Annotated in this window: 20 protein-coding genes and 1 pseudogene; 9 read left to right on the top strand and 12 right to left on the bottom strand. The window is 51.7% G+C overall.

The features are described from left to right. Window positions 1-73 precede the first annotated feature (73 nt). Window positions 74-454, top strand: a complete 381-nt coding sequence (locus JK232_RS10880) for a winged helix-turn-helix transcriptional regulator (RefSeq protein ID WP_101854534.1) — start codon at window positions 74-76, stop codon at window positions 452-454. A 14-nt stretch (window positions 455-468) separates the two neighbouring features. Here JK232_RS10880 and JK232_RS10875 read toward each other — a convergent pair whose 3' ends face one another. Then, window positions 469-1617, bottom strand: a complete 1149-nt coding sequence (locus tag JK232_RS10875; RefSeq protein ID WP_101854533.1) for an MFS transporter — start codon at window positions 1615-1617, stop codon at window positions 469-471. Window positions 1618-1734: 117 nt separating this feature from the next. On the opposite strand from JK232_RS10875, the gene JK232_RS10870 reads away from it, so the two are divergent. Then, a complete protein-coding gene (locus JK232_RS10870; protein ID WP_101854532.1) occupies window positions 1735-2484 on the top strand; it encodes an IclR family transcriptional regulator in 750 nt (249 codons plus the stop codon). Between the two features lie 89 nt (window positions 2485-2573). Here the strand turns inward: JK232_RS10870 and JK232_RS10865 are convergent, their stop codons facing one another. The 3 genes from JK232_RS10865 to JK232_RS10855 all read right to left on the bottom strand — a co-directional run bounded on the left by JK232_RS10865 (window position 2574) and on the right by JK232_RS10855 (window position 4622). Next, window positions 2574-2867 (bottom strand): DUF1330 domain-containing protein, encoded by a 294-nt coding sequence (locus JK232_RS10865; protein ID WP_072929266.1) that lies wholly within the window; start codon window positions 2865-2867, stop codon window positions 2574-2576. Window positions 2868-2942: 75 nt separating this feature from the next. Further along, complete coding sequence (locus JK232_RS10860) at window positions 2943-4013, bottom strand: aldo/keto reductase (protein ID WP_101828170.1); 1071 nt, start codon at window positions 4011-4013, stop codon at window positions 2943-2945. Between the two features lie 27 nt (window positions 4014-4040). After that, window positions 4041-4622, bottom strand: coding sequence for a flavodoxin family protein (locus tag JK232_RS10855; RefSeq protein ID WP_101854531.1), 582 nt, complete (start codon window positions 4620-4622; stop codon window positions 4041-4043). A gap of 116 nt (window positions 4623-4738) precedes the next feature. Between JK232_RS10855 and JK232_RS10850 the strand changes: the two genes are divergently transcribed. Further along, complete coding sequence (locus JK232_RS10850) at window positions 4739-5644, top strand: LysR family transcriptional regulator (protein ID WP_101854530.1); 906 nt, start codon at window positions 4739-4741, stop codon at window positions 5642-5644. Window positions 5645-5886: 242 nt separating this feature from the next. Here the strand turns inward: JK232_RS10850 and JK232_RS10845 are convergent, their stop codons facing one another. Together JK232_RS10845 and JK232_RS10840 are read right to left on the bottom strand one after the other, a co-directional pair. Further along, complete coding sequence (locus JK232_RS10845) at window positions 5887-6879, bottom strand: zinc-dependent alcohol dehydrogenase family protein (protein ID WP_101829446.1); 993 nt, start codon at window positions 6877-6879, stop codon at window positions 5887-5889. Between the two features lie 149 nt (window positions 6880-7028). Next, on the bottom strand, window positions 7029-7919 hold the full coding sequence (locus JK232_RS10840; RefSeq protein WP_101829447.1) for a LysR family transcriptional regulator: 891 nt from the start codon (window positions 7917-7919) through the stop codon (window positions 7029-7031). A gap of 486 nt (window positions 7920-8405) precedes the next feature. Here JK232_RS10840 and JK232_RS10835 point away from each other — a divergent pair, with 486 nt between their 5' ends. From JK232_RS10835 to JK232_RS10810, 6 genes and pseudogenes are all read left to right on the top strand, one after another. Continuing rightward, window positions 8406-8816: an ASCH domain-containing protein gene (locus JK232_RS10835; RefSeq protein ID WP_072929258.1), complete on the top strand. Its 411-nt coding sequence runs from the start codon at window positions 8406-8408 to the stop codon at window positions 8814-8816. Window positions 8817-9484: 668 nt separating this feature from the next. After that, window positions 9485-10189: pseudogene (locus tag JK232_RS10830) on the top strand (IS6 family transposase). 265 nt (window positions 10190-10454) lie between these two features. Then, on the top strand, window positions 10455-11936 hold the full coding sequence (locus JK232_RS10825) for a GIY-YIG nuclease family protein (protein ID WP_212589172.1): 1482 nt from the start codon (window positions 10455-10457) through the stop codon (window positions 11934-11936). Between the two features lies 1 nt (window position 11937). Then, entirely contained in the window at window positions 11938-12795 is an 858-nt protein-coding gene (locus tag JK232_RS10820) for a hypothetical protein (RefSeq protein WP_212589171.1), read from the top strand. 357 nt (window positions 12796-13152) lie between these two features. Continuing rightward, window positions 13153-14004: an aldo/keto reductase gene (locus tag JK232_RS10815; protein WP_212589170.1), complete on the top strand. Its 852-nt coding sequence runs from the start codon at window positions 13153-13155 to the stop codon at window positions 14002-14004. A 37-nt stretch (window positions 14005-14041) separates the two neighbouring features. Continuing rightward, complete coding sequence (locus tag JK232_RS10810) at window positions 14042-15031, top strand: aldo/keto reductase (RefSeq protein ID WP_212589169.1); 990 nt, start codon at window positions 14042-14044, stop codon at window positions 15029-15031. A 204-nt stretch (window positions 15032-15235) separates the two neighbouring features. Here JK232_RS10810 and JK232_RS10805 read toward each other — a convergent pair whose 3' ends face one another. From JK232_RS10805 to JK232_RS10780, 6 genes are all read right to left on the bottom strand, one after another. Then, a complete protein-coding gene (locus JK232_RS10805) occupies window positions 15236-15799 on the bottom strand; it encodes an LOG family protein (RefSeq protein WP_212589168.1) in 564 nt (187 codons plus the stop codon). Window positions 15800-16175: 376 nt separating this feature from the next. Further along, window positions 16176-16604 (bottom strand): ParB N-terminal domain-containing protein, encoded by a 429-nt coding sequence (locus tag JK232_RS10800; protein WP_072929251.1) that lies wholly within the window; start codon window positions 16602-16604, stop codon window positions 16176-16178. 4 nt (window positions 16605-16608) lie between these two features. Further along, a complete protein-coding gene (pyrE, locus tag JK232_RS10795) occupies window positions 16609-17259 on the bottom strand; it encodes an orotate phosphoribosyltransferase (protein WP_101829166.1) in 651 nt (216 codons plus the stop codon). Next, window positions 17240-18295 (bottom strand): quinone-dependent dihydroorotate dehydrogenase, encoded by a 1056-nt coding sequence (locus JK232_RS10790; RefSeq protein WP_212589167.1) that lies wholly within the window; start codon window positions 18293-18295, stop codon window positions 17240-17242. The genes pyrE and JK232_RS10790 overlap by 20 nt, the downstream gene beginning before the upstream one ends. Continuing rightward, window positions 18292-18561 (bottom strand): hypothetical protein, encoded by a 270-nt coding sequence (locus tag JK232_RS10785; protein ID WP_212589166.1) that lies wholly within the window; start codon window positions 18559-18561, stop codon window positions 18292-18294. The genes JK232_RS10790 and JK232_RS10785 overlap by 4 nt, the downstream gene beginning before the upstream one ends. Before the next feature lie 422 nt (window positions 18562-18983). Beyond that, a complete protein-coding gene (locus JK232_RS10780) occupies window positions 18984-19877 on the bottom strand; it encodes a LysR family transcriptional regulator (protein WP_101855142.1) in 894 nt (297 codons plus the stop codon). Window positions 19878-19897 lie beyond the last annotated feature (20 nt).

The following is a 19897-nucleotide window of genomic DNA, read 5'->3' as shown; positions in this document are numbered from 1 at the left end:
GGTTTTTCCCATATCCGATAGAGTAAACTATGACTTTAGCCCTCTTTAACCTCCTGGATAAATACCTACAAAAATGTCTGTATTCTCTGAACCTGCTGATGTAAAGAAAAATGTGCTGGCGACCCGTTTGCGTAATGGAGAAACATTTGATGCAACCTGCCCTTCAAGAAGGCTGCTCAGTCACCTGACAAGCCGGTGGGGAACTCTGACGTTGATAACTCTCATGGATGGCACCCACCGCTTTGGAGAACTGAAACGTAAAATGGGGGGAATTACCGACAGAATGTTGATAAAAACGCTGCAGGAACTCGAAAGCGCGTCCCTGATCCACAGAAAGGTTTATCCCGTATTACCGCCCCATACTGAATATACGCTCACCGCGCCCGGGCGTGAGGCGGCGGCGCATATTGAAAGGCTGACCGACTGGATCAGTAACCATATTGAAGACACATGAACCCGGACAGGGAGTTATGTATAGGGTGCGACTCTGACCGGCGCGCGAACTTTTATAAACAATGAAAATAACGCACCGATTACCGCAGCCGACAAAAACACGGTTGAAGTGGTGCCCGGAACATAAGCCATGAACGCGGATAAAAACTGCCCAAAAAAGATAGCCATTGAAAGCCGTGCCAGATTTCTTCCACGTACAGCGTTACTGCTGAGCTCGACAATAAGGTGATTTACAAGGGGAACGGAAAAACCGAAGCCCAGTCCCAGTGCGATTCCCCCGGTGATCAGGAAAGGCATGGAAGACGCAAAAGCAAATATCAGATGAGCAAGCGCGTAAAAGCCAAAAGCAATGGATAAGGTAGAAAAATCACTGTAGCGGTTTACCAGCTTCGGCATCAGCCAGGCTCCACAGACGGCAACCAGAGAAACAAATGAGAGAAAATACCCCGTCTGAGACTCGGTGTTTCCCATTTTGTGCAGGTGCAGGGGTAAGACAACAATGGCTGTAAAGAAGACGATCATGGACATCAGTGCGGCGGCCCAGGTCATCAGAACGGCTGGTGAAGTAGCACCGTGGCTGACATCCGTTTTAATCCGTTCAGACTCTGCTCGGTTGACAGGTCGCGGAACAAAAATCAGTACCATCAGCAGCATCAGCCACGCAAATAAATACAGCGCGAATGGCCAGCGCCATCCTGCGGCGGCAAGTAATCCGCCGATAAACAGGAATATGACGCCGCCCAACTCAATAGACATACCCTGTCGCGCGATCATCTTCATACGTTCTGACCCATTATAAAATACTGAAATCAGACCCGTTCCTGCAGTCATGATCAGCGCCGTCGCCCCTCCCAGCATGAAGCGATCGGCAAAGACAGCCATGTAACCGGAAAGAAATGCCCCGGCTGAACCTAACAGGCCGTAAAGGAAAAGTCCGAGGCACAGTGCCTTGTAAAGCCCCGCCCGTTCGATGAATTTCCCGGCAAGCGGTCCAAATACCACGACTCCCAGAGATGGCAGGGTAACAAGCCAGCTCTCTGCACCTTTTACGTTCAGCGCATCAGAAATACTGGTCAAACCTGGCACGATCACGCACCCCACCATTATTGTCAGGCAGGCCACGCCCAAAAGCGTAAATTCTCCAACCTTATTTATTTGTAACATATTCTGCTCCACAGTGACCAATATGCGGACATTGTCATCCGATATTCGGATATAGTATTCTGATTAATCTCTGTTGATGTCAATGCGCAAAATGTAAACTGAAAGTAAGGAGTTACCATGCCGGCCAAATCTGATGATTCGGGTACAAGTGTTATCGTTCGGGCAGCTCAGCTGCTGCGTACGCTTGAAGAACATCCTCGCGGGCTGACGATCGCCGCTTTGTCGCGTGAAACCGGAATGCCGCGTACGACGGTACACCGGCTGGTCAGTTCTCTGGAGGCTGAAGAGCTTTTACTGAACGCGGCAGGGCTTATCCGACTGGGTCCTGCGCTGACAAGGCTTGCGGCTTCAGCACATACGGATGTAGTTGCTATGGCGCATACACCTATGGTGATGCTGGGACGCCGGACGCGGGAAACCATCGATCTCAGCGTTATGCGTGGTGCCCATGTGCTGCTCATCAGTCAGTATGCTTCCGATCAGGAGTTGCGTGTCATTTCACCCGTTGGAACAGCCTTCCCCAGTCACTGTACCGCTCCGGGAAAAGCGCTGCTTGCCCGCCTGGAAGACGAGCAGATAGTATCGTTTTATAGCCATTCGCCTGAAATCAGGACGCAAAAATCACTAAGCTGCGTGGAGGATATTCTTGCCGAGGTCGCCAAAGTGCGGAAGGCAGGGTATGCGGTTGATTATCAAGAACATGCGCAGGGTGTATGCGGCCTCAGCGTCCACATACAGTCTTCCCTGAGCGAGTTGTATGCTGTTTCCGTTGCCGTGCCGTCCCTGAGGTTTGAGGAAAAAAAGGAACTTCTCATCGGATCTCTGATGAAATGCAAAGCGGAAATTGAAGCTATGATCGCAGGCTGATTCATTTAATGAACATAGCTGGCATAAAACGGATTGTGCAAAGGCCAATATCCGCGTTGAGCGAGAAGCGGACATGGTCGTTCATCCTGTTAAAGGTTGGCCCCTTCAACCAACACAAAGGTGCCGGTCGCCGCGCCTGCCCGGATTAATCTGGCTGCCTGATAGTCAGGACTCTCATAAAAACGTTTGGCCTCGGCAAAAGAAGCAAATTCAAAAATGACATGTCGTTCATGAGATTCTCCCTCAAGGTTTTCATACTGACCGGACCAGGCAATGATTTTTGGATTAAAAGCCTGCATGGCTTCCCCGGCGGCCCGGGCATAGTCAGCATAGGCAACAGGATCTGAGACCGTCACATGAGCGATTAAATAACCTTTATTCATCTCTTTTTATCCTTCATCAAGGGGAGTGTAGACCCGCATAAACACATAAACAGGCGCGCGCTTACGCCGGAGAGTTTAAAGACGTTGGGTTGCATGCTGTGCCGTTGAGGGAAAAGGTCGCGGATAGCGTTCCGCATCCTGATGTTCGATCATCCATCCCGGATAGTGCGGTGACAGTGCGCTTATCGCATCAAGATGTGCCAGCTCTTCCGTGGTCAGGACAACGTCTGTCGCCCCGAGATTCTCCGTAAGCTGGTCGCTCCGCTTCACGCCAATAATGACGCTGGTCACACCGGGCCTGGCGAGTAGCCATGCGAGGGCGATCCTGCTTACCGATACCGCGTGTTTGCCGGCAATGTCGCGCATTTCGGCGACGCATCGCCAGGCCAGATCGCGATCGACGGGCGGGAAATCGAATTGACTACGGCGGGCATCACTTTCCGCTGAGGCACCGGGGCCAAATTTCCCGGAAAGTAAGCCGCCCGCGAGAGGCGACCAGACAAGGAGCCCCATCTTCTCTTCGCGCACCAGCGGGACTAACTCCCTTTCTACGTCGCGCCCGGCAATGGAGTAATACGCCTGAAGCGTCTCGAACCGTGTAACGTGAAGCGCTTCACTCAGACCAAGCGATTTTCCCAGCTTGCCGGCGGCCCAGTTCGATACGCCAACATACCGGACCAGTCCCTGCCGGGTGAGATCGTCAAGCGCGCGCAGTGTTTCCTCAAGGGGCGTCACCGGATCGCTCGCGTGTATCTGAAACAGATCAATATAATCGACCTGCAATCGCTCCAGGCTCCGCTGCACTGAATCCATAATATGCCCGCGTGACGCCCCCTTATCGTTAGGGCCGGGGCCCATCACCCCGCCGGTTTTGGTGGCGAGGATGATGTCGCTGCGTGTCACGCCAAGCGTTTTGAGTGCTGCCCCCGTGATGCGCTCAGACTGGCCGAAAGAGTAAATATCAGCCGTATCAATAAAGTTGATGCCGCCCGACAATGCCTGCGCGATGAGCTGGTTCGCTGCGTCCTGGGCTACCGCGCCGATGGCGGACCACCTGCCCGCATCTGCGTTGCCGCCCAGGGTCATGGTGCCGAGACACAATTCAGAGACGAACAGGCCTGTTCGGCCAAGTTGATTATATTTCAATGGATTAGACCTGTTTTATTTCATGGGTTATGCGTTGACGGGGTGAAACCGCGCGGCGATATTTGCGACACGGGCGCCATAACGGCGCGCCGTTTCGAGGTCACCGGAAGACATCTCTTCGGGCGAGGCGTCAGCGGGGGTTTGTGCCATTGGGCCGATATTGGAGCCCATCCGGTTAAGGTCATCACGCAATGACGCTTTGGTATTCGAGGATTTGATGTCCATGTTGACCCAGATACCGCCGTGCTGACCGGCGAGCAGAAAGAAATAGGCCAGGGTATTCAGCTTGTCGCCATTGATGCTGGCGCTATTGGTAAAGCCGCCGAAAATTTTGTTCACCCACTTCCCCTCAAACCAGGGTTTTGACGAGGCATCGGCAAACTTTTTGAACTGCCAGCTGGGCCCGCCCATATAGGTGGGTGACCCGAACAGAATGACATCTGCCCCGCTGAGTTTTGCCCAACCCTCCTCAGCAATATTTCCTTCGGCGTTGATAGCGATCAGCGTGGCACCGGCGCCTTCAGCCACGGCGGCAGCCATCCGTTCCGTATGCCCGTAGCCAGAGTGATAGATAACCACGGCGTTAATGATTTTCAGGGAATGAGACATGTTGATAGCCTTCAGTGAATGTTATGCGGGATACGCGGTGTAAAAGCAGTCTATTAAGTACTACTATCTGCATAAACCACCCAAAAAATGACACACTGTTACCCTGAGAATGAACAATGAAGAATCTCGATGCACTGCTCATTTTTGCGCGCGTGGCAGAAATGAAGAGCTTTACTCAGGCGGCCGACAGCCTGGGCATCCAGAAAGGACGAGCCTCAATGGTGGTCCGCGAGCTTGAACATGATGTCGGCGCAACCCTTCTGTACCGGACAACACGCACCGTGCAGCTGACAGAAGATGGGCGGGCTTTTTACTCGCGCGCGCGTGATCTGTTGTCGGAAGCAGAAGAACTCCGGTCAATGTTCAGTGATGACGGTATGCCCTTGAGGGGGCGGCTGCGTGTGGATATGCCTGCTGTGTTGGCGCAGAGCGTGGTGATTCCGGCTCTGCCGGCGTTACTCGACGCGCACCCTGAACTGGAGCTGGAGCTTTCAAGTACTGACCGCCGTGTCGATTTGGTGCTGGAAGGGTTTGACTGCGTGGTGCGTCTGGGCCCCATTGTGGATGAAACGCTTATTGCCAGGCCTTTGGGGCATCTGCGCATGATCAATGCGGCAAGCCCGGCCTATTTTGAACGCTTTGGTGTACCGGCGTCGCTCGATGATCTTCTCACTCAGGGGCACCGGATGGTTCACTACATGCGAAATTTTGGCTCGAAGCCTGATGGATGGGAGTATCCGGCAGCCGGGGGCTATCAGTCGCTGATGTTGCCGGGCGCAATAAGGGTCAATAGCGTGCCGGCTTATCATGATGCGGGGCTGGCGGGTTTGGGCTTAATTCAGGGCGGGTATTCCTCGCTCTTGCCACATATTAAACGCGGCGCCCTGGTTGAGGTGCTTCCCGATCTCCGCCCACAGCCGCTCACTGCCTCATTTGTCGTCGCGCACCGGCGCAATTTATCCAGGCGTGTAAGGGCTTTTATGAACTGGACAGAAGAAATTTTAAGGCCTTACTTTGACTGACTTCAGCGGTAATTTTACGGCAGACAAAGTGAAGCGGGCGACGTCCGCTCCTGGCACAAAGCGGACTGACCTCAGGTAAGGTCCGCTATGAGCAAGAAACGTATATATGCTTATGAAGCAGTAAATAATAACGGTTTACAACAGGTCGGTTATTGAACTATTGGTTCGAAATTAAGGATGATAAAAGCCCGGATGATTTCCAGGCTTCACCAAACTCATTGTTTAAAAGGTTGCGGTTAAGATTATTCAACAACCACGATAATTTTTCCTACCTGACCATTTGCTTCCATATAGCGCTGGGCGTTAGCAATTTCTTCAAGCGGAAACGTTTTATCAATGACCGGCTTCAGTTTGCCTGAGCGTAAGCCCTCAGTGACAAAAGCTTTTGCGCGAGTCATTTTTTCAGGATTCATTGTGATTTCAAACAGCTCATATCCTCGTAAAGTCAGGTGCTTACCCAGAATATCAAATACAGGCACAAGCATGTCACGGCTGTCGAGCGCGCCATACTGGAAAAACATGCCCTGCGGAGCCATCACCTTAGTCAGTTTTGCCACGTCGGGGCCGCCGACGGGATCAAAAACAATATGAGCGCCCGCACCATGTGTTGCACGATTGATTTCAGCAACCATATCCTGCTCCGCAGTAGCAATGACGTTGGCGGCACCGGCTTTCATGAGCATTTCGCTTTTTTCAGAGGTACGCGTAAGCGCAATGGGTTTTGCTCCCAGCATATTAGCTATCTGTATGGCAGCCAGACCAACGCTGCTTGATGCTGCGCGGATCACCACGTTCTGACCGGCCTGAAGATTGCCATATTCAACCAGCGCACCATAGGCGGTGACATACATCATCCAGCTTGCAGCAGCTTCCTCGAATGAAAGATTTTCAGGATGCTTTACGACAGCGTGCACCGGTGCATTGACCAGTTCGCCGTACATGCCATATTCATTAAACATGAATGAAGGAATCACGCTCACCATGTCTCCACTGGCAAATTCTTTAACGTTCTCGCCAACAGCCTGCACGACGCCAGCCGCTTCATAACCAAGACGTGCGGGGAATTCCGGCTCAATGACATACTGGCCGTTACGGTACATGATTTCTGCACGGTTAAGACCAACCGCATGTACACGAATCTGTACTTCACCCGCTGCTGGCGCGGGCACCTCTACATCAATAACTTCCAGTACTTCCGGACCGCCGGTGCGGTTAAAGGTAACAACTTTAGACATGTTCAGATCTCTTCAGTTAGTGGCACATCCCCGTATTAAGGCTGAAGACGTGCCCGAATCGTTTGAGAACAATCTACGTTGTTATGGATGCACGAAAAATAGCAGCCGTGGAACTTCAGTTTTAATTATTTATTAACAATCCTGCTGTCTCAGTGGAGCTTCATGGACAGAACATCACTAAACCAGTCAATAAAGACCCGGACTTTTGGAGAAAGGTAACGCCTGTCCGGATACATTACTGCCACGGGCTTTGATACTGAAGGGTATTGGGTCAGAACCTCTTCAAGAGCACCTGAAGCTATATAAGGGGCAAGAGCAACGTAGGTGGCCTGGATAATGCCCAGACCGGCAAGACCACAGGAGAGCAGAATGTCGGAGTTATCTACCAGTACGCTGCTGGCGGGGTGCAATGTCACGACGCTCCCGTCCTCAATAAACTTCCATTCCATAACGTCACGACTATGTTCACTAAAAAAGTTAACCGCCCGATGTTGCTTCAGGTCTGCCAGTGTCTCTGGCAGACCGTGCTGTTGAAGATAAGACGGAGCTGCACAGGTGACCATCCTGATGTCACCAATGCGCCTGGAGATAAAACTTGAATTATGAAGCGCACCCAGCCGAACAAGACAATCTACACCTTCGGTTATCAAATCACTTTTTTTATCCGATGAAACTAATACGACTTCAATGCCGGGGTACCGTGTCTGGAAATCTTTGAGATTTGGAATCAATATGGCATGAGCCAGCGCCAGTGGAACATCCAGCCTGAGGCGCCCTCGTGGTGGAAGAGTAGGTGAAAAAATGGCCATCATGTCATTAACGTCGGCTAGAACATGTCTGGCATGATGATAGAATTCATCTCCTTCAGCTGTAATACTCAGCTTTCGTGTTGTGCGATGAATGAGTTTTACACCCAGATCGTCTTCAATTTTTTGTATCGCTTTGCTTACAGTTGGGCGATGTATTTGAAGAATGTCCGCGGCCTTTGTGAAACTACCCTGCTCAACAACCTGTATGAAAATATTTAGATATTCAATCATGTTGGAATGCAATTGATCACCTGACTTTTTTAGCCCTTTTAAGCAAACATTGTAAGAAAAAACATCCCAAAAGTATTAATCCTTTCCAGTCAGGTAAGAACTTTCAGACTCCCACAATGTGCGTGATTGAGACAAAGCAAACGGGCACATTTCATTGAATGTCTGAAGTCAAAGAGGAGCCTGAATTCGACGCAGTTTATTGGCAAGATGCGTGGTCGCCCAGTAAAAGGTTCTACAGAAACAGAGACATTAACCTGGTCTCAGACATGGGTTATGCGATACCGGAAGATTTCAGTGATGGATAGCGCAGAAGCTTTCTGACTCGGACTAAGCATGTCGAGGATGACGACTGGCTTGATGGTTAAGGTCTGCTATCAGCGAACAGCGGACCACAATACCAGAGGGAAAGCATCACTGTTAATGTCCGGACAATTCATGCTAAAACCCTGTATGACATTTTTCATCGACGATTAAAAGGGGCTGTTAATGGCTACAGTTGAGGTATTAAAAGTGAAGTATCCAGGCGCAGATGCCTGGCAAATGGGTGACAGTCCGGAACTGGCCAGCAAGCTTGCTGACCTGATTAAAAAAGGGATCAAAACGGCCTCCTGTGGATCTCTTACCTCTTACCAGCAGGAAGAGTTTGTCCCGAAGATTGGGAGCTATAACATCATCCTTGATGGCCAGAACGTCCCGGTCTGCGTGACCAGACTGGTTTCAATGCGACTGGTGCGTTTTTGTGATGTTACTGAGGCGTTTGCACGTAAAGAAGGTGAAGGCGATTTAAGCCTTGAATACTGGCAGAAAGAGCATCAGAGGTTTTTCACCTGCACAGGACATTTTTCAGACGATATGGAGCTGATCGCAGAAGAATTTGAGGTGATTGAGGTGCTGTAAGATAAAATAAACGTTCTGGCGTTTGATCCCCTGCCATTTATAACAATGTCCGCTTCTGGCACAGAGCGGACATGCGCAGGGCAAGGTCCGTTATGAGCGAAAAGCGGACGTTATATTCAGGCATACAGTGGGGCAGAAAGTAGGGTGACAGGCAGTATCCGTATCCCTGTAATGCCTCATTAGGGGGGTGAGAATAACTAAGCGTCTAGTGGCTCCCGGATCCGTATCAGTAAGCCGTATAGTCAGACCGCAGCTCCCATTCCTGAAGGCGCCCGGCATAGACAGAAGGCACGATTTGTGCCGCAAGCAGGCCGAAAAAAGCACGGCGAATAGCCTGTCTGGATTTGGCCATGGACGCCTGGGCGGCAGAGCAGGGGCGTACACCTCTGTCAGAGATTCTGGATGTGACCATGCAGACCGTGAGGAAGTTCTGATGACTGTACAGTCATCCGGTGCGGAACTCAGTCGCAGGCATTTCCGCCCATTCACGGAAGGTCAGCGTCCTGATCCCCAGCTTCTCAGCTGCTTCCGGACGCGCCGGATAGCCAACCTCAACCAGCCACTCCTGGCTGAGCAGCAGTCCGTGACCAAACCCCATTTTTTCGGCACTGTTGCAAAAATCCTAAAGTGATAAACTCATCGTCAACTTTTTGCTGACGGAGCAGCACATGAACCCATTCAAAGGTCGGCATTTTCAGCGAGATATCATCCTCTGGGCAGTACGCTGGTACTGCAAATATGGCATCAGCTATCGTGAACTGCAGGAGATGCTGGCTGAGCGCGGCGTTAGTGTTGATCACTCCACTATTTACCGCTGGGTTCAGCGTTATGCGCCTGAAATGGAAAAGCGGCTGCGCTGGTACTGGCGTCAGCCTTCTGGTTTTGGCTCATGGCATCTTGATGAAACCTACGTGAAGGTCAACAAACGCTGGGCTTATCTGTACCGCGCCGTCGACAGCAGGGGCTGCACCATTGACTTTTACCTGTCTTCACATCGTAACACCAAAGCCGCATATCGTTTTATGGGTAAACTTCTGAACAATACGAAGCGCTGGCAAATTCCACGGTTGATCAACACGGATAAAGCCCCGACGTGTGGGCGGGCACTAGCATTGCTGAAGCAGGAGGGTAGATGTCTGCAGCATGTGCAGCACCGGCAGATTAAGTACCGGAACAACGTCATTGAATGCGACTAAGGTAAGCTGAAACGGATAATCAATGCCATGCTGGGGTTTAAATCAATGAAGACGGCCTACGCCACGATAAAGGAGATAGAAGTGATGCGGGCACTGCGCAAAGGCCAGGCCGAATCATTTTATTTCGGCCATCCTCTGGGCGAGATGCGTCTGGTGAGCAGAGTCTTTGAGATGTAAGTTCTTCCAATAAGAATTAAGGCTACCTCATCACGAACTTTGCAACAGTGCCTTTTCGTTTCAATGACTCAATGGCTCTTTCTATAGATGCATGGCTGACGATTCCAACGTAGAATCAACTCTAACTAGATAAAATCAACAGATTGATTACCCGTAACGGACCTGAACACGTTCACTCGGAGCCTGCCATTCCGGTGCTTTCGTTATTTTTTGCATTTCGAGTGGGAAGTAGGCCTTTCAACCACAGCCAGAGAGACACACCATTATGTCATCACCTACCATGGTTCAGGAATACCCGGAACTCAATACTCTTAACCCCCTGCTGAACAGTATTGTTGATAAAACCGTTGATAATGTTGCACGAAAACTGATCGGCGGTTTTCGTAATAAACGAAATTCTCAACCGAATGCCAAGGCCCCCAACCTTAGTACAACGGTGGATGATACGCTTAACGCCACGTCGTCTGCGAGTGTGCTTGCCGTGGCGAATCGGAGTGTTCAGTGGAAGGAAATGATAAGCAAAAGTTTCACTCATGGCATTTCCTCTATTTCCACCATGAAGTTTGATGGCCAGTTCACGATCAAGAATGGTGTGCCGGAAGGCCTAAAAGATGTGCCGAATTCCCCGGGTGTCTATGTGGTTTATGACAGCGCCGGTGAAGTGCGGTATATCGGCGATGCGAAGGATTTACAGAAACGGTGGCATGCCGGACATCTGAATGAAAATAAAAACGCCGAAAAGAATGGCACAAAATACAAAATGACGGCGGAGTTTGAAGAGGGCTGCACCGTCAAATTTATGGTCATGGATTCGGCAGAGACGGCAGCAGCGGTCGAGGCTAACATTTTAAAAAATGAGAAACCCCCGGTAAATAAGAAAGAAGAGCTGTGCAAAGAACAGGGTACGCGTTCTAATATCGAAGCAAAAAAAATGAAAGATGCGGCAAACGAGGCGGGAGGTCTAGCCTTTGGCGCAGGGAAAGAGGCATTAAAAAATGTTGGGTGGGATGCGTTTGAAACGCTCAGTACCACGATGATTAAAGCATTGAAGGATGAAGTTGTTGATCTGTTTATCACCCAGAAAGCGCAGGTGAAAATCCGTCTAAAACGCTTTTTTGATAAAATATGGCAGGTTATCGTTAGCCTGATAAAAGCCCCGTTAAATCTGCTTAGAGGTTTATTCGAGTTCGTGTTAAATGCACTGTCTCAGGCAATCGGGAAAATTTATCAGTTAGCAAAAAATATCTATGATCTGGGCATGGCGGCACTCTCGCTGATGAAGGGGAGCAAAACTATGACCAGGGAAGAAACCATCTATAAGGTCTCTGAGGTCATTATCACCAGCGGGACTCTGGTGTTCTGGGATGCGGTAGAACCGGTGATTGAATCCGGTATGGTGGCTCTTTTTGCTCCACTGGCTCCCTTTGCCCCTTATATTTCTGCCTCCCTGTGCGCGATGGGATTTGGGCTGAGCAGTTACCTTTTAGCCGATATCGTCCCTAAAGCCGTCAGCCTGATACTCTCAACGGAACCTGCCTATACCGCAAAAGGACGGGAGGCTTTCCAGCAGTTGATTACTAACCATGAAACCAGTGTGGGTATGGTGGCTGAGCTGCAAAAATATGCAGGTAGCACGGTAAATCTGATGAGTGAAACCCGGGAGCATACGGCAGAACTGAACAATGATGTCATCAGACTGACTCGCTTCTCTCTTGCCGAAGAGATTAAAAAGCTGGGAGCGCAGTAATATGACGGTTGTCACGATTGTTGAGAAGAACAAAGACTCCAGCATCGCCATTTTCAAAAAAAATCTCCACGAATTAGGCAAAAAGCTGAAAGAGGAACAAGAGAGAAGTGAAGGGATACAAAAAGCGGCAGATGACTTCAATAATCGGGGTTTTTTGGAGCGTTGGGGTGGCAGTCTCACCTCGAGAAATGACACTGACTTAGCGACGATGATTGCAAGCCTGGGTGGCAGTCTGAATATCACCCAGGAAGTGATCGAGTGTTTATTACAAATCCAGTCAGAAAAAAATGTCGTGCTGAAAGAGTTTCATTTGGCGTTAATGAATACGATTCGAGACTTGAAACACAACGACACGATGCTGGATCTCAGCAGCCGTGAAAACTCACTGGCTATTCTTGAACATCTGAAATCCCAGGTGGAAGACAAACTGGAACAGGCACAGCGTGTCGAGGAACATGAAGAGGAGATTAACCGGTTACAGTCATTGAGCTGGCAGCAGGAGGAGATGCTTCAACGTTTGCAGGCAAGTCAGGATGAGCACGCAACACAGCTTGCCCTCCTGAAGCAGGTTGTCCCAAAATTCGAGCGACAGCAGCAGGAGCAATGGCAACAGTCAGGGAAGCTGGCTCTGGCCCTTGAAGAGCAGGCGGATCAGTACCAGCAACAGTTGGCCTTACTGATGGACAAGCTGACCTTGCAGGAAAACGTCGCAACAGGCATGGCAACGCGGGTCAGCGAATTAGAGAAGACGTCTCGATTAAAACGTGCAGGACTGCGCGATTACTTGCTGTTTGCGACTAGCGCTCTTGCCGCCGGATTAGTCGTTATCGAAGTGATGCGTTTTAACGGCGTTATTTAACGGCAAGGTTTACCCATCTATCTCCGCTGGGATGGGAACCTTATTTTGAGATGGTAGAGATCATCCCAACCATTGAAGATGGATTTAAGATTTTTGAAGAGCAAGCTAATTCTTAACTTGCCCACATCGCTGAAAACGCTCCTGATAATTCTGGCCACTGCATGGCTATGCAGGGAAGCCTGTTTTCCAGGAATTTATGCGTGCAGATGTTGGGAACGTCCGCTTCTGGCACAAAGCGGACTGCTCTCCCCCTAAATTAATGAATACATCTAATAAACCCTAGCGAATTACCCCATTTAATCGAATAAATCACATTGCGTTATGCTTTTCCTACTCAACCGCTGAAGGGAGAACATCATGCAAACAGTCACACTGAATAACGGGATTCAGATGCCCCTGCAGGGCTTTGGGGTTTTCCAGATGACGGACGCCGCACAATGCGAGCGCGCCGTGCTCGACGCGATTGACACCGGCTACCGGTTGATTGATACCGCCGCCTCTTACCAGAATGAAACCCAGGTCGGGAACGCGCTCAGGCAGAGCGGCATCGCGCGGGGTGACCTGTTTGTCACCACCAAACTCTGGTTGCAGGACACAAATTACGAAGGTGCAAAAGCGCAGTTTGAGCGCTCCCTGAACCGGCTCCAGCTCGACTATGTCGATCTCTATCTGATCCACCAGCCTTACGGCGACGTGCACGGTGCCTGGCGGGCGATGGAAGAATTACAGCAGGCCGGGAAAATCCGTGCCATCGGCGTCAGTAACTTCCATCCAGACAGGCTGGCCGACCTGATGGCGTTCAATAAAGTGGCCCCGGCCGTGAACCAAATTGAGGTGAATCCTTTCCATCAGCAACTTCACGCCGTGCCGTGGATGATGAGCAAAGGCATCCAGCCGGAGGCATGGGCACCCTTTGCCGAAGGGCGCAATGGACTGTTCCAGCAGCCTTTGCTGGCCGCCATCGGGGAGAAACACGGCAAAAGCGTGGGGCAGGTGGTGCTGCGCTGGCTGTACCAGCGCGGGATTGTGTCGCTGGCGAAATCGGTGCGCAAAGCGCGGATGGAAGAAAATTTCAATATTCTGGATTTTGCCCTCAGTGACAACGAGATGATGCACATCACCGCGCTGGACACCGCCACCAGCGCCTTCTTCTCCCACCGTGATCCGGCGATGGTGGAGTGGCTGACCGGCCGCGAACTCGATGTGTAATAACCCCCCCCTTTCAACAGAGTGTGAGGAACCCACAATGCAAACACGTTATCTCGGAAAATCCGGCCTGGAAGTCTCCGCCCTGGGGCTGGGCTGCATGGGGCTGAGCTACGGCTACGGCCCGGCCACCGATACCCGCCAGGCAATTGAACTGATCCGCGCCGCCGTTGAGCGGGGCGTGACCTTCTTTGATACCGCCGAAGTCTACGGCCCTTACCTGAATGAAGAGGTGGTGGGCGAGGCGTTAGCGCCGTTCCGCGACCGGGTGGTGATCGCCACTAAATTCGGGTTCACCTTTGGTGAGGATAACAAGCAGCAGATTTTAAACAGCCGGCCGGCGCATATCCGCGAGGCAGTGGAAGGCTCTCTGAAGCGGCTGAAAACCGACGTCATCGACTTGCTGTACCAGCACCGGGTCGATCCTGAGGTGCCGATTGAAGACGTGGCGGGCACCGTCAAAGATCTGATTGCTGAAGGAAAGGTCAAACACTTCGGCCTGTCAGAAGCGGGCGTGCAGACCATCCGCCGGGCACATGCCGTGCAACCGGTGGCGGCGCTGCAAAGTGAGTACTCCATGTGGTGGCGTGAGCCGGAACAGGCCATTTTACCGCTGCTGGAAGAGCTGGGGATTGGCTTTGTGCCGTTCAGCCCGCTGGGGAAAGGTTTTCTGACCGGGGCGATTAACGCCGGAACAACGTTCGGTGACGATGATTTCCGCAGCAAAGTGCCGCGTTTTGCCGCGGAGGCGCGTGAAGCCAATAACGCGCTGGTGGCATTGCTGACCGGCCTGGCGGCTGAAAAAGGCGTGACCCCGGCACAGATTGCACTGGCCTGGCTGCTGGCGCAAAAACCGTGGATTGTGCCGATCCCTGGCACCACCAAATTGCATCGTCTGGAGGAGAACCTGGGCGCGGCGGCCGTCACCCTGACGCAGGAGGATACGCGGCAGATTTCCCAGGCGCTTGAGACGGTAAAAATTGTCGGTGAGCGTTACCCGGCGGCGATGCAGGCGCGGGTCGGGAAATAGAAGCGGGGCGGGAAACACAAAGAGTACGCAGGCCAACATCTTTATGGCCTGCGTACTGGAGTACGCTATATCATCTTTAATATGGCCAGGCTGCCCGATGTTATACCACTATTATTGTGACATGGCCGGGTGAGGCGGAATAAGGTCTCCAGCCCGGCTATTTTTTCCTGGCCGGTATTATCTCCGGAAAAGGAGATACTGCCATCAGCGCACCCATTTCGGTGGTGGCGGCGTGTATGACAGCGCCTTTTCAATCAGCTCATCAGGATCATCTGCGATAATAAGCATCTCTGAATACGCTTTTTTCATGAATCCGTCATCGATCATGCGTTCAAAAAAGGTAAACAGGGAATCAAAATAGCCATTCACGTTGAAAAAGGCACAGGCCTTATTATGCAGGCCCAGTTGCGCCCAGGTCCATGCTTCAAATATCTCTTCCAGCGTACCGGCACCGCCGGGAAGTGCAATAAAGAAATCTGCATTTTCAGCCATCGTTGACTTACGTTCATGCATATCTTTGACGACTTTCAGCTCGCTGACACCGCGATGCGCCAGCTCATGGTTCACCAGCGAGTGTGGCATAACCCCAATAACATGAACACCGGACGCGATGGCCGTATCCGCCAGCGTTCCCATAAGGCCAACGTGGCCGCCGCCATAAACCAGGCTGACGTTCCTGTCAGCCATCGCCTGAACCAGGCGCTCAGTTTCTTTAATAAAAGCGGGATCAGTTCCGTGAGCCGATCCGCAGAAAACAGCTGCGCGCATACTTCATTTCTTCCTTTCCAAAAAGCAGAACACGATATACATTTCCCGCTCAGATTATCACAAAATATTCCAGCCAGTCCCCACACAATTCCTACAAGAGGCTTCATTATGGCAATGCCTGGCTGGCGTACCAGATACGTTCTTTTTTAATGCCGCCCCGGATAATAACCCTGGGTTAATATGACGCTGCTGAATTAACGGCGCGGAATGCTCTTCTGAAAAAGACAGGCAGCGCCCGCCGGAAACAAATACGCGCAGCGCGCTCTGCCACCTGAACAAGGCGCAGGCTGATTATTCCCGGCGGGCCCAATAACGATAACCCTGCCTGTTTCCACAGCCAATTCAGCGTATACCCGGCCTTGGGTTTAAATAAGTATCAGCCTATACGCAATTCATTCAAAGAAATCCGCACCTCCGGCAGCAAGGGACTAAATCGGTGCTTCGTTGTTTTAAAAGGCAGCAGTACTCTGCGCGCTATCTCGGCACTAATCTGAGTCGTTGGGTAAGGTGTTTCATTATCCCATCTCAGCACACTTACCCGCGGGTCGTCATAACGCAGTCTGACCACGGGAAGATGTGTTAACCCCAGATGCCGGGCCACGTTTAATCTGTGATTACCGTCCATCACCCAGCCTGATGCCCACTCAACAGGGATAACCGTGGTCCATATTCCTTCACAGAGAATACGCGCAGACAACCCCTTTACCGCCTCGCTGCTGATCTCTTCTGACTGCCGGAGACAGGTAATCTTCTCAAGTTGTACAATGTAATTCACTGATGTCTCTGTCGCGACGTGTTCAGGCATGTTATTACTCCGCGCCAAATTCCTTGAGGTAAATTTCTATCTTTCTTACTTTGCCCTGTGCGTCAGGCGCGTCTCTTAAACACGACACAATATGACCAATGGTGGTTATCGAATAGATATCAATATTAAGCCGCGCTGCCGCACGTTGCAGCGCAGAGCCGGAGCCCTCCGCCCCGCGCTCCTGCCGGTCAAGCGCCACGAGATAAGCCGCCGGGAGGCCGCCTTCAGCCCGTATCAGCTTAATGCTGTCGTCAATGGTCATCCCTGACGTAATGACATCATCAACAGTGACTATTCTTTTATGTTGCAAAGCGGCGCCAACCATTAACCCGCCGTCACCATAGCTCTTTATCTCTTTACGGTTGAAGGCGTAATTTACCTCGGTGTGGAAATCACGCTGAAGAGAAAGCGCAATGGCGACGCCCAGGGGTATCCCTTTATAAGCCGGCCCAAAAATTACCTCAGGGGATAAGTTATTCTCCGAAATAAAACGCGCATAAAACCAGGCGGCTTTATTAAGAAGACGGGCACTGGAGAGTTTGCCGAAATTAAAGAAATAAGGACTGTTCCTGCCGGACTTTAACGTAAAATCCCCGAATTCAACCACATCACTGCTAATCAAGAAATCCGCAAATTCATGCTGTGCGTCTGACATAATATGATCCTCTGGCTTGGTCAATTGAGCTGAACCCGTCCCGCTGCATGCACGCTTTCATTTGCTTAAGCATGGCCGGTATCAGGGAGGGGCCATCATAAATAAAGGCCGTATATATCTGGCAAAGTGTGGCCCCCATACAAATTCGCAGGTAGGCCTCTTCGCCGCTGTTAATGCCCCCGGATGCGATAATAGGTTTACTGTTCCCGATGGCCGTATATGCCCTTTGCAGCATGTCGCGCGATTTTTTCTGCAACGGTGTCCCTGACAAGCCCCCTGTTTGCAGATGTGAAGGCAGATTATTAAGGCTATCCCTGCTGGTGGTGGTATTGCTGATGATAATCCCATCAACCACAGATCGCGCTAAATAGGCAAGCAGCTCGGATTCTTCACCCGGTGCCATATCCGGGGAGAGCTTAATCAGCAGAGGGCACCCCGGTTTCCTTTGCTGCCTTAAGGTATCCAGTCTCCTGAGCAAGGGATCTATCGAGGCCGCCTGCTGAAGATCTCTTAATCCCGGTGTGTTGGGCGAAGAGAGGTTAATGGTCAGGTAATCCGCAAATGAGATAAGCGTTTCCGCTCCCTTGATAAAATCATCCATATCGTTGGCAGAGGTCTTATTCTTGCCCAGATTGACTCCCAGCGTGAGGTCACCTTTGTGGTTGATGAGACGTTGCTGCACATACGCCATACCCTTTGAGTTAAACCCATAGCGATTGATAATGGCTCTGTCATCTTTCAGGCGGAACAACCGGGGACGGGGGTTCCCCGGCTGAGGCTGAGGGGTGACTGAGCCTACCTCCACAAAACTGAACCCAAGGCGGGCAAGCGCTTGATACGCCTCGGCATCTTTGTCAAAGCCTGCGGCCATCCCCACGGGGTGGGTAAAGTGTTTTCCCCATACGTTCAGGGAAAGCCCATCAGGAATGCGGAGAGTTTGAGCCGGCGCAAACCGGCGCAGGCCGAGGATGGCAAGGTGATGCGCGGTTTCGGGATCAAGCCGCAACAGCGCTTTACGGCTGAGTTCAACGATCATTTCACGACGTCCAGGGTGGCATCAAATGCCTTCAGGCTTAACGTCAGCTGCTGCCTCAGTTGCTCGCATGACAGTAACGGCATCTTTTTATCCGCCAGCCATTCATCGTCGTAGAACTGTTCCAGATAATTAATGCCGGAGTCGGGTGCTATCGCCATCACTGACTGAATATCGTCAAGCTGCAGCGCCATCAATGCGCTGAAGATGACCACGCCTGAGGAGCCACCCAGCAGGAGGCCGGTATCCCGCGCAAGCAGGCGGCACAACGAGATGGCATTCTGATCGGTGACGCTGTTGAGAAAATCAAATGCCGCAGGATGCCGCCGCCATCCATTATTCCGGCATGCTGAATTTTAGGAATATCGCCAAAATAGTGTAGGTAAATCAGCACTAAAACGTCTTAAAGGCCTAGCGATGCAGAACTGAGCAGCATCGCGGCAGCAATGCCCTTGCTGCCCGATTAATGGAGGGGGCTCATGACAGCATTCGGTATCGCCGGCTAAAGAAGCGACCGGGAGCAGCTGTATTCAAAAGTGAGGAAAGAATATTTTCCTTTGTCAGAACAGAAAGCGTCGACTGTTGACTATTGCGGAGGGGGGCTAAGCCAATGCTGCCAGCTGGAATACTGGATGCGTTTAAAGCAAAAAATATCAGGCTGGTACACCTGGATTAACCGGCGTACCCCACATTATTCCGTATAGCGCAGCGCCTCAATCATCAGGGCAAACGCCGCCGGATGCTGTTTTCGGCTGGGGTAGTAGAGGTAATAGCCGGGAAAAAGCGGGCACCATGCCTCCAGTACCTGCACCAGCGCCCCGGATTTTATTGCGTCCTGCACCATGTCTTCGGGCACAAAGGCCAGCCCAAACCCGCAGAGTACTGCGTCGATTCGCTCAGACAACAGGTTAAAGGTCAGTTGCCCCTCAACCCTGACGCGCAGCGGCTTACCGTCTTTCTCAAACTCCCAATGGTACAGCCCCCCGGCCGTCGGCAGCCGCATATTAATGCAGCGGTGCTGCTGCAACTCGTGCGGCGTCTGCGGGGTGCCGTGCGCCGCAAAATAGGCGGGCGAGCCGACCACCACCATGCGCATATCCGGCCCGATCCTGACGGCCACCATATCTTTATGGATGCTCTCACCCAGCCGGACGCCCGCGTCGAAGCGGTCATCCACGATATCGACAAACCCATTATTGACTTCCAGCTCGACATTGATTTGCGGATGCGCCAGCAGAAACGGCTTCAGTTTTGGCCAGAGCAGGCTGCGTGCGGCGTGTTCACCCGCAGAAAGGCGGATATTCCCGGCCGCAATGCCGTTCAACTGGATAACCGACGCCAGCGCCTGTTCCAGATCGGCCAGGCGCGGTTCCAGGCAGGCCATCAGCCGTTCGCCGATCTCTGTCGGTGCTACGCTGCGGGTGGTTCTGGTCAGCAGCCGGGTGTTCAGGCGTGCTTCCAGCGCTTTGATGGAATGGCTCAGGGAGGACTGGGACACACCGAGTTTTGCGGCCGCTTTGGTAAAGCTTTTTTCCCGCGCCACCATCAGAAATGTCAGCAACTCATTAAAATTCTCTTTCAGCACGGCAGGTTCCCTCTTTCACG

The organism is Nissabacter archeti (assembly GCF_018257325.1).
GTDB classification, from domain to species: domain Bacteria; phylum Pseudomonadota; class Gammaproteobacteria; order Enterobacterales; family Enterobacteriaceae; genus Chimaeribacter; species Chimaeribacter arupi.
This window is presented reverse-complemented; position numbering and strand designations above follow the sequence as displayed.

Bases quoted from the DNA above. Each gene is read 5' to 3' on its own strand.
- JK232_RS10865 (WP_072929266.1), bottom strand. From the start codon at position 2,867: ATGAATAAAGGTTATTTAATCGCTCATGTGACGGTCTCAGATCCTGTT.
- JK232_RS10870 (WP_101854532.1), top strand. From the start codon at position 1,735: ATGCCGGCCAAATCTGATGATTCGGGTACAAGTGTTATCGTTCGGGCA.
- JK232_RS10840 (WP_101829447.1), bottom strand. From the start codon at position 7,919: ATGATTGAATATCTAAATATTTTCATACAGGTTGTTGAGCAGGGTAGT.
- JK232_RS10835 (WP_072929258.1), top strand. From the start codon at position 8,406: ATGGCTACAGTTGAGGTATTAAAAGTGAAGTATCCAGGCGCAGATGCC.
- JK232_RS10855 (WP_101854531.1), bottom strand. From the start codon at position 4,622: ATGTCTCATTCCCTGAAAATCATTAACGCCGTGGTTATCTATCACTCT.
- JK232_RS10800 (WP_072929251.1), bottom strand. From the start codon at position 16,604: ATGCCTGAACACGTCGCGACAGAGACATCAGTGAATTACATTGTACAA.
- JK232_RS10820 (WP_212589171.1), top strand. From the start codon at position 11,938: ATGACGGTTGTCACGATTGTTGAGAAGAACAAAGACTCCAGCATCGCC.
- JK232_RS10875 (WP_101854533.1), bottom strand. From the start codon at position 1,617: ATGTTACAAATAAATAAGGTTGGAGAATTTACGCTTTTGGGCGTGGCC.
- JK232_RS10815 (WP_212589170.1), top strand. From the start codon at position 13,153: ATGCAAACAGTCACACTGAATAACGGGATTCAGATGCCCCTGCAGGGC.
- JK232_RS10880 (WP_101854534.1), top strand. From the start codon at position 74: ATGTCTGTATTCTCTGAACCTGCTGATGTAAAGAAAAATGTGCTGGCG.
- JK232_RS10805 (WP_212589168.1), bottom strand. From the start codon at position 15,799: ATGCGCGCAGCTGTTTTCTGCGGATCGGCTCACGGAACTGATCCCGCT.
- JK232_RS10810 (WP_212589169.1), top strand. From the start codon at position 14,042: ATGCAAACACGTTATCTCGGAAAATCCGGCCTGGAAGTCTCCGCCCTG.
- pyrE (WP_101829166.1), bottom strand. From the start codon at position 17,259: ATGTCAGACGCACAGCATGAATTTGCGGATTTCTTGATTAGCAGTGAT.
- JK232_RS10850 (WP_101854530.1), top strand. From the start codon at position 4,739: ATGAAGAATCTCGATGCACTGCTCATTTTTGCGCGCGTGGCAGAAATG.
- JK232_RS10845 (WP_101829446.1), bottom strand. From the start codon at position 6,879: ATGTCTAAAGTTGTTACCTTTAACCGCACCGGCGGTCCGGAAGTACTG.
- JK232_RS10825 (WP_212589172.1), top strand. From the start codon at position 10,455: ATGTCATCACCTACCATGGTTCAGGAATACCCGGAACTCAATACTCTT.
- JK232_RS10790 (WP_212589167.1), bottom strand. From the start codon at position 18,295: ATGATCGTTGAACTCAGCCGTAAAGCGCTGTTGCGGCTTGATCCCGAA.